The organism is Streptomyces caeruleatus (assembly GCF_001514235.1).
In the GTDB taxonomy this organism is placed as follows: Bacteria; Actinomycetota; Actinomycetes; order Streptomycetales; family Streptomycetaceae; genus Streptomyces; species Streptomyces caeruleatus.
In genome coordinates this window covers 40,490-52,970 of record NZ_KQ948949.1, presented here as the reverse complement: position 1 = coordinate 52,970, position 12,481 = coordinate 40,490, and the positions used below count along the sequence as shown (strand labels likewise).

General features: G+C 71.0%; 10 protein-coding genes. 6 read left to right on the top strand and 4 right to left on the bottom strand.

Annotated elements, in window-relative coordinates:
* Positions 1–9: 9 nt before the first annotated feature.
* Both AQJ67_RS42765 and AQJ67_RS42760 read right to left on the bottom strand, forming a co-directional pair.
* The gene (locus AQJ67_RS42765; protein WP_062725337.1) at positions 10–858 is read right to left on the bottom strand and encodes a helix-turn-helix domain-containing protein; all 849 of its coding nucleotides are present in this window, start codon (positions 856–858) and stop codon (positions 10–12) included.
* A gap of 212 nt (positions 859–1,070) precedes the next feature.
* Positions 1,071–1,544, bottom strand: coding sequence for an ATP-binding protein (locus AQJ67_RS42760; RefSeq protein ID WP_062725335.1), 474 nt, complete (start codon positions 1,542–1,544; stop codon positions 1,071–1,073).
* 155 nt (positions 1,545–1,699) lie between these two features.
* Here AQJ67_RS42760 and AQJ67_RS42755 point away from each other — a divergent pair, with 155 nt between their 5' ends.
* The 6 genes from AQJ67_RS42755 to AQJ67_RS42730 all read left to right on the top strand — a co-directional run bounded on the left by AQJ67_RS42755 (position 1,700) and on the right by AQJ67_RS42730 (position 9,540).
* Entirely contained in the window at positions 1,700–2,575 is an 876-nt protein-coding gene (locus tag AQJ67_RS42755) for a helix-turn-helix domain-containing protein (RefSeq protein WP_062725333.1), read from the top strand.
* The gene (locus AQJ67_RS42750) at positions 2,572–2,781 is read left to right on the top strand and encodes a DUF397 domain-containing protein (protein ID WP_062725330.1); all 210 of its coding nucleotides are present in this window, start codon (positions 2,572–2,574) and stop codon (positions 2,779–2,781) included. The genes AQJ67_RS42755 and AQJ67_RS42750 overlap by 4 nt, the downstream gene beginning before the upstream one ends.
* Before the next feature lie 116 nt (positions 2,782–2,897).
* The gene (locus AQJ67_RS42745; RefSeq protein WP_062725328.1) at positions 2,898–4,136 is read left to right on the top strand and encodes a PP2C family protein-serine/threonine phosphatase; all 1,239 of its coding nucleotides are present in this window, start codon (positions 2,898–2,900) and stop codon (positions 4,134–4,136) included.
* 104 nt (positions 4,137–4,240) lie between these two features.
* The gene (locus AQJ67_RS42740) at positions 4,241–7,429 is read left to right on the top strand and encodes a sacsin N-terminal ATP-binding-like domain-containing protein (protein WP_062725326.1); all 3,189 of its coding nucleotides are present in this window, start codon (positions 4,241–4,243) and stop codon (positions 7,427–7,429) included.
* Positions 7,430–7,614: 185 nt separating this feature from the next.
* A complete protein-coding gene (locus AQJ67_RS42735) occupies positions 7,615–8,394 on the top strand; it encodes a hypothetical protein (RefSeq protein ID WP_062725324.1) in 780 nt (259 codons plus the stop codon).
* Positions 8,395–8,628: 234 nt separating this feature from the next.
* The gene (locus tag AQJ67_RS42730) at positions 8,629–9,540 is read left to right on the top strand and encodes a hypothetical protein (protein WP_062725321.1); all 912 of its coding nucleotides are present in this window, start codon (positions 8,629–8,631) and stop codon (positions 9,538–9,540) included.
* Between the two features lie 27 nt (positions 9,541–9,567).
* Here AQJ67_RS42730 and AQJ67_RS42725 read toward each other — a convergent pair whose 3' ends face one another.
* Both AQJ67_RS42725 and AQJ67_RS42720 read right to left on the bottom strand, forming a co-directional pair.
* Positions 9,568–11,964, bottom strand: coding sequence for an HAD-IC family P-type ATPase (locus AQJ67_RS42725; RefSeq protein ID WP_062725319.1), 2,397 nt, complete (start codon positions 11,962–11,964; stop codon positions 9,568–9,570).
* A gap of 155 nt (positions 11,965–12,119) precedes the next feature.
* Positions 12,120–12,422 carry a DUF2530 domain-containing protein gene (locus AQJ67_RS42720; RefSeq protein WP_062725317.1) on the bottom strand — a complete coding sequence of 101 codons (303 nt, stop codon included), beginning with the start codon at positions 12,420–12,422 and terminating at the stop codon, positions 12,120–12,122.
* Positions 12,423–12,481 lie beyond the last annotated feature (59 nt).

Genomic DNA, 12,481 nt, shown 5'->3' with positions numbered 1-12,481 from the left:
GGAACGGGCTCAGGAGGTTGTGGCAAGGGAAGCGCGGCAGTCACGGCAGAGTCCTGGGGTGGGTGAGCGGAAGGCGCGTTCGCAGCCTTCGCAGGTCTGCCAGGGGTGGTGGACGGGCGGTGGCGGTGCTGGTGCCCGGAACGGGGGTGGGGGTGGTAGCTGGGTGGTGAGGCGGTGGGCCAGCAGGGCTGCCGGGCGGCACAAGGGCTCGGTTGGCAGGTCCGTGGTGAGGGCTTGGCGTACGGCTGTGGGGGTGACGTCCCGTTCCAGCCAGGCGGCGACGCCGGGGGCCAGGTGGGCCGTGTCGCTGGCGGAGAGGAGCAGGCGGGGGTCGTGGCGGCGGAGGTCTGCGAGGAGGTCTGTGGCCGTCTGGAGGAGGGCGGGGGCGGGGTAGGCGGGCTTCGGGACGGCGGGGAGGGGCTTGCGGGGTGTGCGCTTCCTCGGGGGTGGCGGCCTGTGCTCGGCCTCGCGGCGATGACCCGGCTGGTTGCAGGAGATCGTGCGGGTGACGATGCGGCCGGTGGGGGTGCGTTGACGCTCGCGGCGCAGGTAGCCGTGGGTTTCAAGTTCGCGCAGGGCGGCGGCGATACGGGTCGTGCCCTCGGGGAAGCGGGCGGCGAGGGTCTTGATGTCGACGCGGGCCCCTGCCGGGAGGGACTGGATGTAGACGCCCAGGCCGATCGCGAGGCCCGAGAGGGAAGGGTGCTGGGCCAGGTGGTTGCCGACCACCGTGAAGCGGGTGGTGTGGCGGGTGTGGTCGTGGACCAGGCCACCCGCGTGGGCCTGACCGTGAGGGTGGTTTTTGCCCGCGATTCGGGACTGGGGGCGTGTGGGGGCGCTAGGGTTTTGAGTGTCCATCGGGAAGGTCGGCTTCCTAGGTGGTCAGGCCCTCGCAATGGGATGCCAGTCCCTGCGAGGGCCGTCGTATGTCTGGGGCATATCTGCGGTGGTGCTGCGGCGAGCGTAAGCCCGGCAACCTGTCCCGAATCCAGCCGAGTTGGTGATGTTCACCCGAGTGGGTGAGTTTGCGCTGCGTGCGGGAGGGAGGGGGTGGGTTTGGTCGGGTTCTTTCACCCTCGTGTTTCTTTGAGGGGACCGCTCGACCCACCGCAGCACGGATTTCTGGCGATCGGTGGAAGGGCGATTTCGGCCCACACGGTCTTGCGCGGCGCCGGGCCCTCGGAGAGTCCCCACCGGTCCGCGAACGCCTCCACCAGCAGCAGCCCACGGCCCGACTCGGCCTCGGGGGTCACGTGTTGGGGGTGCGGGAAGCGGTCACCGCACGTGTCCGTGACCTCGATACGGAGGGTGTCGCCGACGACGTAGAGCAGCAGGAGGAAGTCCCGGCCGGGGACGCGGGCGTGGGTGACGGCGTTGGCTGCCAGTTCGGCGACCACGTTTGCCGCCGGGTCCAAGGGCAGGCCCCAGCTGCGGAGTTGTTCGGTGGTGAGGAGGCGGGCGAGGCGGGCGCCGCGTGGGGTTGAGGACAGTTGCTGGCTGAAGTTGCGGACGCGGGTGACGAGTTCGGGGGATTTCTGGTTCACGTCACTCAGCGTGGTGGTGCGTGCTTACTGTGAACAGTGACTCTCCGGGTGCGTCGAGTGACTGTCCGGAGCTTGTCCGGTCGTGTCCAGGCTGTCGGGACCGGCTCGCGGGTAGGGCGCTGCTGCATCGCGGTGGCACGGACGGAGGGGTGCGGATGTCGGTCGAGGTGGACACGGGTCGGCTCAAGACGGAGGCGGACGAGCCGGGTTGGGAGGTGGATCCCGACGACGAGTGGGGTGTGGCGGTGATCGCGACCGTGGGGCGGCAGTTGAAGCTGCGGCGGGAGGCGGTGGGGATGCGGGCCGCCGACTTCGCGCAGGCGGTCGGGTACGGGGAGGACCTGGTCTACAAGGTCGAGGGTGGGAAGCGGATTCCCCGGGAGGAGTACCTGGACAAGGCGGATGAGGTGTTGGGGGCCGGGGGGTTGATCTCGGCGACGTGGGAGGACGTGAAGAGGGTTCGGTACCCGAAGAAGGTGCGGGCGTTGGGGGAGATGGAGGCCAAGGCGGTCGAGATGCAGCTCTACGACCCCTTGAACATCCACGGCCTTCTGCAGACGCCGGAGTACGCGCGCGGGCTGCTCCTCATGCGGCGCCCCGCGTACACCGAGGACGAGGTGGAGCGGTTCATCTCGGCGCGCGTGGCGCGTAAGGCCGTGTTCGAGCGGGATCCGGCGCCTGAACTCTCCTTTGTCCTGGAGGAGTGGACGCTTCGGCGTCCCCTCGGGGGGAGGGCGGCGCTGCGGGGCCAGCTCGAACATTTGCTGGCGGCAGGGCAGTTGCGGAACGTCGAGCTTCAGGTGATGCCGATGGATCGCGAGGAGCACGCTGGACTGGCCGGTGGTATCGAGGTACTGAAGTTCGAGGACGGCTCTGCCGTTGGGCGTTCACCAGCCGTGGCCAACGGCCGCCCGGTGACCGATCCCAAGCAGCTCCGTATCCTGGAACTGCGGTATGGCATCATCCGGGCGCAGGCGCTCACACCACGTGAGTCGACGGCCTTCATCGAACAACTGCTGGGGGAAACATGATCCGCAACGCCTCGGCCGGGCGCGCCTCCGAGCTGCTGTGGTTCAAGAGCAGCTACAGCAGCAGCAGCGAGGGTGACTCCTGCGTCGAGATCGCGGCAGCGCCCCGCACCGTCCACGTCCGTGACTCCAAGTACCGCGACTCCAGCCCCCGCCTCGCCCTCGCGCCGCAGGCCTGGTCCGCTTTCGTCACGTACGCCGCCAGGTGACCGATCACGTCGGCACCGGGCCCGGAGCCGCGGGCCGGTGAGCCCGTACGCCGGGTTGCTCGTAGATTGGTAGTGGACGGCAGTCGTGCTCGCCGGCTGCAGAGGGCGCACACACCATGGCAGCGGACATCAGCTTCACGGCCTTCTTCGAAGCCACGCCCAGCCCACTCCTCGTGATGGACAGGGGCCTGGTGATCCGCTACGCCAACCCGGCATACCTGCAGGCCACCCGGCGGACCAGGGAAGAGCTGATCGGGAAGTACTTCTTCGACGCCCTGCCGGAAAACCCCAGCACCCCCGGCGACGCGGAACGCACCCTCAAGGAGTCACTGCAACGGGTCCTGGACACGGGGGCCCCGGACACCCTGGTGCTGCAGCGGTACGACATCCCCGACTCCGACCAGCCGAGCGGCTTCGACGAGCGGTGGTGGTCCGACATCCACACCCCGATCCCCGGGCCGGACGGCACGGTGGCATGGATCGTCCAGCGGTCCGAGGACGTCACCGCATTCGTCCGCTCACGCTGGGCGAGCCAGCTCACCGAAGAGCTCACCGACCGGGAAAAGGGCATGGCGGCCGAGCTCTACGGGCGGGCCCGCGAACTGCAACGGCTCAACCAGGAACTGCGCCAGGCCCACGCCCGGGAACGCCAGGTGGCCGTCGCCCTGCAGGAAGCCATGCTCCAGGCCCCCGACCTGCACCAGCACTACGACAACATCGCCGTGCGGTACCTGCCCGCGGCCACCTCGCTCAACGTGTGCGGCGACTGGTACGACGTCGTCGACCTGCCCCCCGACCGCTACGCCGCGGCGGTCGGAGACGTCGTCGGCCACGGCCTCCAGGCGGCGGCCGTCATGGGCATGCTCCGCAGCGCCCTGAGCGCGGCCATTCGCGCCATCCCCAGCCCCGCCCAGGCCCTGGAGGTCCTCGGCCTCTACGCCCGCTCCATCGAAGGCGCGACAGCCGCGACCGCGGTCAAGGTACTCATCGACACCCGCAGCAGGCTGATCGTCTACAGCAACGCGGGCCACCTGCCGCCCGTCCTGGTTCACCCCAGCGGGGCCTGCGAGCTGCTGGACCAGGCCACGGATCCGCCTCTCGGCGCCCGCCCCTACCACGTCCCCCGCCCCCAGGCCGGCCTGCCCTACACGCCCGGCGACACCCTCGTCCTGTACACCGACGGTCTCATCGAACGCCACGACGAGGACATCGACGCCAGCCTGGCCCGCCTGCTCTCAGCCCTGTCCCGGGACAGCACCCTCGCGCCCGGCCAGCTCGCTGACGACTTGCTGGCCCGCCTCAGCGTCGCCAGCGGGGCCCGTGACGACATAGCCCTGGTCGTCATCCGCCTGTGACGGACCGCGCCCACCTCCGGGCGCCGCGTACCCGCGACGGTCGGCATGCCCGTGTCGCTTCAGCAAGCGGTACCTTCAACATCACGCCGATGAGGAGAGTCAACGTGAGCAAGTTCGTGCGGCCCGCGGCCGAAGGCGCCGACCCCTTCGGTACGGCCCGGCTGCGGCGCGGAGTCCTGGACGCCTGGGCCACCAGTCCCGCCCGTTTCCGGGAGGACGCCAACGCCGAGGAGGACCTCGTCCTCGGCGGGTACCGGGACCGGCTCGTCGTCGAGCTCGCTCAGAACGCCGCCGACGCCGCGGCGCGGGCCGGGGTGGCCGGGCGGCTGCGGCTCACCCTCCGTGAGGGTGTTCTCGTCGCCGCCAACACGGGTGCTCCGCTGGACGCGGGCGGCGTCGAGTCACTGTCCACCCTGCGGGCCTCGGCCAAGCGGGACACGGTTTCCACCGCTTCCACGGCTAACACCGCTTCCACGGCTAACACCGCTTCGACTGCTTCCGTGGGGCGCTTCGGTGTCGGGTTCGCCGCCGTCGTCTCCGTCACCGACGAGCCCGCCGTCGTCGGGCGGCACGGCGGAGTGCGGTGGTCCCTCGCCGAGGCCCGGGAGCTGGCCCGGGAGACCGCGCGGCACAGCCCGGGGCTGGGTGACGAGATCCGGCGTCGGGACGGGCAGGTGCCGGTCCTGCGGCTGCCGTTCGCCGCCGAGGGCACCGCCCCCGATCCGTACGACACCGCCGTCATCCTCCCGCTGCGCGACACCGCGGCCGCGGATCTCGCCGAGCGGCTGCTGCACGCCGTCGACGACGCCCTGCTCCTCGCCCTGCCCGGGCTTGAGGAGGTCGTGATCGAGGTGAACGACGACGCCCCGCGCACGCTGCGCCGCCGGACCGACGGCCCCTTCACGGTCGTGGAGGACTCCCGCGACGGCGTCGAGAGCGTCACCCACTGGCGTACGTCCGCCGCCGACGGCCCGCTCACCCCCGAGCTGCTCGCCGACCGGCCGGTGGAGGAGCGGCTGCGCCCGCACTGGTCGCTCACCTGGGCCGTGCCCGTCAACGCCGCCGACAGCGCGCCCGCCCGGCCCCGCACCGCCCCCGTCGTCCACGCGCCCACGCCCAGCGACGAGCCCCTCGGCGTCCCCGCCCTCCTCATCGCCTCGTTCCCCCTGGACACCACCCGCCGCCACGCCGCCCCCGGCCCGCTCACCGACTTCCTGGTGCAGCGGGCGGCGGACGCGTACGCCGAACTGCTCGGGGACTGGCGTCCGGTGGGCGAGGGCATCATCGGCCTCGTGCCCGGGCCGCTGGGGAAGGGGGAGCTGGACGGGGCCCTGCGGCAGGCGATCCTGGAGCGGCTGCCCCGGACTTCCTTCCTGCCGCCCGCCGTCGAGCCGCGTGAACACGACTCCGACGACCTGCCCGAGTCCCTCCGCCCTCGTGACGCCGAGGTCGTCGAGGGCGCCGGTGCCGACACCGTGCGGGTGCTGGCCGAGGTGCTGCCGACGCTGCTGCCCGCCGGGCTGGAACGGCGCGTGGAGCTAAGGACGTTGGGGGTCGCCCGGGTCCCGCTCACCGACGCCGTCGACCGGCTGGCCGGGCTGGAGAAGGAGCCGGGCTGGTGGCGGCGGCTCTACGACAGCCTCGCCGGGGTCGACCCGGACCGCCTGTCCGGGCTGCCGGTGCCGTTGGCCGACGGGCGGACCACCATCGGGCCGCGGCAGATCCTGCTCCCCACCTCCGACGGCGCCCCCGTCGACCCCGAGATCCTCACCCGTCTCGGCCTCAAGGTCGCCCACCCGGACGCCGCGCATCCGCTCCTGGAGAAGCTCGGCGCCCTGCCGGCCACGCCCCGCGCGGTCCTCACCACACCCCAGGTGCGGGCCGCCGTCGCCGCCTCCCTGGACGACGACGGTGGCGTCAGCTGGGAGGAGGACGTGCCGGACGCCGACGAGCTGGCCGACACCGTGCTCGCGCTCGTGCGGGACGCGGGCCTGGAGCCCGGTGACGAGCCGTGGCTGGGCGCGCTCGCGCTGCCCGACGAGGAGGGGGAGCTCGCGCCGGCCGGTGAGCTGGTGCTGCCCGGCAGTCCCTTCGCGCAGGTCATGCGGGAGGACGAACTCGCCACCGTGGACGCCGAACTGGCCGACAAGTGGGGCGAGCAGCCGCTCGCCGCCTGCGGGGTCCTCGCCAACTTCGCGCTCGTCCGGGCCGCCGACGTCGTCCTCGACCCGGATGAACTGGAGCCCCGCGAAGGGGACTTCGCCGAGCCCGACGACGCCGGCCTGCTGGACGCGGTCGACGTCTGGTGCGAGGACATCCTCGACCGCTTCCCGGACACGCCCGTACCGCCCGTCGCCACCGAGCTCATCGCCGTACGCGATCTGGACCTGGTCGACGACGACAAGTGGCCGCAGGCCCTCGCCCTGCTCGCCCAGCCGCCCCTGCGGGACGCGCTGACCCAGCAGGTGCGGATCCTGCTGCCCGACGGCACGCACGAGGTCGTACGGCCGTACACGGCCTGGTGGCTGCGCGGCAACCCGGTGCTGGACGGCCGCCGCCCGGCCGGACTCCTCGCCTCCGGCGGTGACCCGCTCCTGCGCGGCCTGTACGAAGAGGCCGACGCCACCGGCTTCGACGACGAACAGGTGCTGCGGGCCCTCGGCGTGCGCACCTCCGTCGCCGCGCTGCTCGACGAGCCGGGCGGCGCCGCCGAGCTCCTTGACCGCCTCGCCGACCCCGACCGCCCCGTCACCTCCGCTCAACTGCACGCTCTGTACGGTGCCTTGGCCGACCTGGACCCCGACCAGGTGACCCTGCCGGACGAGCTGCGGGCCGTCGTCGACGGGCGGGTCGAGGTCGTGGACGCGGCCGACGCGGTGGTCGTCGACTCGCCGGACCTGCTGCCCTTCACCGAGGGCGTGCCGCTGCTGCCGGTCCGGCCGGCGCGGGCCGCCGAGCTGGCCGAGCTGTTCCAGGTCCGGCGGCTGAGCGAGTCCGTCACCGGCGAGGTGACCAGCGAGGGCACCGAGCACGACGTACCGGAGTCGGTGCGGGTCCTGCTCGGCGCGCGGACCCCGGAGTCGTACGTCGAGCACGAGGAACTCGTCGTCGACGGCGTGGAGATCGACTGGCGCCTCACCCACGACGGCGCCCTGCACGCCGCCACCCTGGAGGGCGTCGCCGCGGGTCTCGCGTGGGCGGCGGGCCAGTGGCCCCGGCGGTTCGAGGTGGCGGCCCTGCTGGAGGACCCGTCACGGACGGGGGAGCTGGCTCGGGACCGGTGGTTCGACTGAGGCGGCCGCTTCGCCGGATCTTGAAATTTCCCGCACAAATTTCTCACGAGCCGTACAACCATTCGTATGTCTCGCGAATCTGATCACGTGGGTCAACAGACCCTCTGATCACTTGGGTCCCGTTCCGCCCCACGAGCCACAGGCGCGGCGGGCGGCGGGACCCTCTCCACGTGGGGAACACATACATGCGCATGCGTGCCACCCTCGGCGTCGTGACCGGCGCCCTGGCCCTTTCCGCTCTTGCCGTGCCGGCCGCGCAGGCCGACGAGGTCGAGGGCGACACGACGATCTCGAACGTCGTGGTGAACGGTGGCAAGGCGGCGGTCGTCGGCTCGACCGCGAAGAAGACCATCACCGTGTCCTTCACCGTCAAGGACAGCTCGGGCGTCGACTGGGCCCAGGCGATCCTGTACCACGGTGCGAACATCGACAGCTCCGACTCCGGCGCCGTCGCCAACAGCAGCGACGGCCGCGCCAGCTGCACGCGGGTCAGCGCCACGACGTCGAACTGCAAGTCCAGCTTCGACCTCCGCCCCGGCTACAACCTGATCAACAGCGTGGCCGGCGGCTGGAAGGTCTGGGCCATCGCGGCGGGCAAGGACGCCGACTACGTCCAGAAGGACAACGCCAAGAGCTTCAACGTGCAGCGCCTGTCGAAGCTCACGGTCAACGCCTCCCCGGAGCCCGTGAAGAAGGGCAAGACCATCACGGTCACCGGCAAGCTGACCCGCGCCAACTGGGACCGCGGCACGTACAACGGCTACTCGACCCAGCCGGTGAAGCTCCAGTTCCGCAAGAAGAGCAGCAGCACCTACACCACGGTCAAGACCATCAAGACGTCCACGACGGGCGACCTGAAGACCACGGTCAAGGCCACCCAGGACGGCTACTTCCGCTACTCCTTCGCGGGCACCTCGACCACCCCGGCGGTCAGCGCCGCGGGTGACTTCGTCGACGTGAAGTAGTCCCCGGAGCGGTAAGGCCGTAAGACGGGCCGGGCTCGCGTCACGAACTCCCTGTGACACAAGGGAGTTCGTGACGAAGCTCACGAAGATTCCGACCGCGCCGCACAACCGGCGACGCCCGGCGCCTATCTGATCACATGGACCAACAGGTCCCACGATCACCCGGGCCCCGATGTGACCAGCAGTGCAGGGAACGACGACCAGCGGGGCCCCCTTTCCGTAGCAGGGGAACGCATGCGCATCAGAGCCACCGTGGCCGCCGTCTCCGGCGCCCTGGCCCTCTCCGCCCTCGCTGTGCCGGCCGCCCAGGCCGACGACACCGCCGCCTCCTACCGCGCGGACGTCGCGAAGGTCCGCCAGGCCGCGCTCGCCGCGTCCGACAGGGCCCCGGCCGCCGAGGGCAAGCCGTACGCCCTGAACGTCTCCTTCTCCAACTTCAAGATCGCCAAGGCGGTCAAGGTCGGCACGACCAACCACGTCTCCACCACGGTGACGTACACGCTGACCCACGGCGAGGACGTCAAGATCACCGCCGCGGACTTCATCACCGACCCCGTCATCTACCGGGGTTCCGCCACCGCGCCGGACAACATGCTCTACGGCAACAAGCCGGCCAAGTGCACCGCGACCTCCGCGACCACCGCCAACTGCAAGGGCACCATCGACGTCTACCCGGGTGACCACGAGCTGGTCAACACGGACGCCGGGACGTGGCGGGCGGCCGCCGAGGCCACCGCCTTCAACGGCCAGAATCCGGGCGGCGAGACCTTCGACATCACCAAGGTCGGCTACAAGAGCCAGAGCGGCCTCGGCACCACGCTGATGCAGCGCTCATCCAAGCTGACGGTCAACGCCGCGCCGGAGCCGGTGAAGAAGGGCAAGACCATCACGGTCACCGGCAAGCTCTCCCGCGCCAACTGGGACCGCGGCACGTACAACGGCTATGTCGGGCAGCCGGTGAAGCTCCAGTTCCGCAAGAAGAACAGCAACACCTACACGACGGTCAAGACCATCAAGACCGACGCCACGGGCAACCTCAAGACCACGGTCAAGGCCACCCAGGACGGCTACTTCCGCTACACCTTCGCGGGCACGACGACGACCCCGGCGGCCACGGCTGCGGGCGACTTCGTCGACGTGCAGTAACTGCTGCAGTAACTGCTGCCGTAACTGCTACGCCGGGAAGCGGCGGTCGACCCACCTCCAGGTGAACTCCAGGGCGGCCGCCGCCACCCCCGCGATCCCCACCGCGATCCACGGCATCGTCACCCCGACGAGCCGCAGCGCGAAGAACTCCTGCAGCCACGGCACCACCAGCACCAGCAGGAACCCGAACCCCATCGCGGCCACCAGGGCGATCCGCCACCAGGTGTAGGGGCGGGCGATGATGGCCAGCACCCACATCGAGATCAGGAAGAGCGTCAGCGTGGCGACGCTGGTCTCCGCGTCCAACGAGCCTTCCCCGGTGTAGTGGTGACGGGCAATCAGATACGTCGTGAACGTCGCCACCGAGGCCACCACCCCGCCCGGGATCGCGTACCGCATGACCCGCCGCACGAAGTGGGGTTTCGCGCGCTCCCTGTTGGGCGCGAGGGCCAGGAAGAAGGCCGGGACGCCGATCGTGAGGGTGGAGAGCAGGGTCAGATGGCGCGGCAGGAAGGGGTACTCCACCTGCGTGCACACCACCATCAGCGCCAGCAGCACCGAGTAGACGGTCTTGACGAGGAACAGCGTCGCGACCCGCGTGATGTTGCCGATCACCCGCCGCCCCTCCGCGACCACCGACGGCAGCGTCGCGAAGCTGTTGTTCAGCAGCACGATCTGGGCGACGGCCCGGGTCGCCTCCGACCCCGAGCCCATCGCCACGCCGATGTCGGCGTTCTTCAGGGCGAGGACGTCGTTCACGCCGTCGCCGGTCATGGCGACGGTGTGCCCGTGGGACTGGAGCGCGCCGACCATGTCCCGCTTCTGCTGCGGGGTGACCCGCCCGAACACCGTGCCGTCGTCGAGGGCCGTCGCCATCCCGTCCCTGTCCTGCGGGATCCGGCGCGCGTCGACCGTCGTCCCGGTCAGCCCGAGCTTGGTCGCGACCGCGCCCACGGACACCGCGTTGTCCCCGGAGATCACCTTGGCGCGGACGTTCTGCTCGGCGAAGTAGCGCAGGGTGTCGGCGGCGTCGGGCCGCAGCCGCTGTTCCAGTACGACGAGGGCGGCGGGCTTGGCGCCGTCCGCCACGTCGGGATCGTCGAGGTCGCGGCCGGCGCGGGCGAGCAGCAGGACGCGCAGTCCCTGTTCGTTCAGCCGATCGGTTTCGGCCAGTGCCGGGTCGTCGGCGGGCAGGAGTACGTCGGGGGCGCCCAGCAGCCAGGTGCCGGCCTCGCCGTTGCCCTCGCTGAAGGTGGCGCCGCTGTACTTGCGGGCGGAGGAAAAGGGCAGGGACTCGGTGCAGCGCCAGTCCTCGGCGTCGGGGTAGGCGTCGATGACGGCCTGGAGGGAGGCGTTCGGGCGGGGGTCGGACTCGCCGAGGGCGCCCAGCACCTTGCGTATGTAGTCCTCGTCGTTGCCGCTCAGGGGCCGCAGCTCGGTGACGTCCATGCCGCCCTCGGTGAGGGTGCCGGTCTTGTCGAGGCAGACGGTGTCGACGCGGGCGAGGCCCTCGATGGCGGGGAGTTCCTGGACCAGGCACTGCTGGCGGCCGAGCCGGATGACGCCGATGGCGAAGGCGACGGAGGTGAGGAGCACGAGCCCCTCGGGGACCATGGGCACGATGCCGCCGACGGTCCGGGCGATCGAGTCGTCGAGCTCGTTGTCCTTGACGACGAGCTGGGTGATGATCAGGCCCGTCGCGGCCGGGATCATCATCCACGTCACGTACTTGAGGATCGTGGAGATGCCGGAGCGCAGCTCGGAGTGGACGAGTGTGAAGCGGGAGGCCTCCTCGGCGAGCTGGGCGGCGTAGGCCTCGCGGCCGACCTTGGTGGCCTGGAAGGCACCGCCCCCGGCGACGACGAAACTGCCGGACAGCACCTGGTCCCCGGGCCGCTTGACGACCGGGTCGGCCTCCCCGGTGAGCAGCGACTCGTCGATCTCCAGCCCGTCGGCCTCGACGCACACCCCGTCCACGACGGCCTTGTCCCCCGGCCCGATCTCTATCAGGTCGTCCAGCACGATCTCGGACGTGCTGACCTCGGCGGCGACCCCGTCGCGCCGCACCGTGGGCCGGGCCTCGCCGATCACCGCGAGCGAGTCGAGGGTCTTCTTCGCCCGCCACTCCTGGATGATCCCGATGCCGGTGTTGGCGAGGATCACGAACCCGAACAGGCTGTCCTGGATCGGCGCGACGAACAGCATGATCACCCAGAGCACGCCGATGATCGCGTTGAACCGGGTGAAGACGTTGGCGCGGACGATGTCCGCCATCGACCGGCTGCTGCGCACCGGCACGTCGTTGACCTGCCCCCGCGCGACCCGCTCGGCCACCTCGGCGGCGGTCAGCCCGCCCGTCGCCACCGGGGCGGTGGCGGGGTGCACGGCGTTGTCCACTTCGGTGCCCGCGTCGGCATGCGTCATGCATTCGACGGTACGTGCGGATTTACGGCTTCACCCGCCGAGTGCGCGGAAGTTCCGACCGGGGGAGGACGGGGGTCGTACCGAGGTCGTACGGCGGGTCGGTCAGTGGGTCGGTCAGTGGGTCGGCCGGTGGGTGGCCGGTGGGTGGCCGGTGGTCAGTCCGCGGACGGTGCCGGTGACTGCTCGGTCTCGGACCCGGTCTCCGCGGCCTCCTGAGCGGCCGCCCGCTTGAGCGCGGCATCGCGCTTGCGGACGTACCAGATGCCGATGAGTCCGAGCCCGCCGCCGGCCAGGCAGGTCCACACCCACCAGGTGAGGTCGCGGTCGTCGAACCAGCCGTAGAAGGGGAGCTGGACGACGAAGAGGACGAACCACAGGATCGTGCCGCCGGTGATGGTGGCGACCACGGGGCCCTCCAGGGGCTCCGGCGCCTCGTGCTTGGGGGTCCACTTCGCCATGGGGGACAGCTTACGAGGCGATCGGATCCAGGTACGAAGCGATCGGATCCACGCGGGTC

Bases quoted from the DNA above. Each gene is read 5' to 3' on its own strand.
- AQJ67_RS42765 (WP_062725337.1), bottom strand. From the start codon at position 858: ATGGACACTCAAAACCCTAGCGCCCCCACACGCCCCCAGTCCCGAATC.
- AQJ67_RS42755 (WP_062725333.1), top strand. From the start codon at position 1,700: ATGTCGGTCGAGGTGGACACGGGTCGGCTCAAGACGGAGGCGGACGAG.
- AQJ67_RS42750 (WP_062725330.1), top strand. From the start codon at position 2,572: ATGATCCGCAACGCCTCGGCCGGGCGCGCCTCCGAGCTGCTGTGGTTC.
- AQJ67_RS42745 (WP_062725328.1), top strand. From the start codon at position 2,898: ATGGCAGCGGACATCAGCTTCACGGCCTTCTTCGAAGCCACGCCCAGC.
- AQJ67_RS42735 (WP_062725324.1), top strand. From the start codon at position 7,615: ATGCGCATGCGTGCCACCCTCGGCGTCGTGACCGGCGCCCTGGCCCTT.
- AQJ67_RS42730 (WP_062725321.1), top strand. From the start codon at position 8,629: ATGCGCATCAGAGCCACCGTGGCCGCCGTCTCCGGCGCCCTGGCCCTC.
- AQJ67_RS42725 (WP_062725319.1), bottom strand. From the start codon at position 11,964: ATGACGCATGCCGACGCGGGCACCGAAGTGGACAACGCCGTGCACCCC.
- AQJ67_RS42720 (WP_062725317.1), bottom strand. From the start codon at position 12,422: ATGGCGAAGTGGACCCCCAAGCACGAGGCGCCGGAGCCCCTGGAGGGC.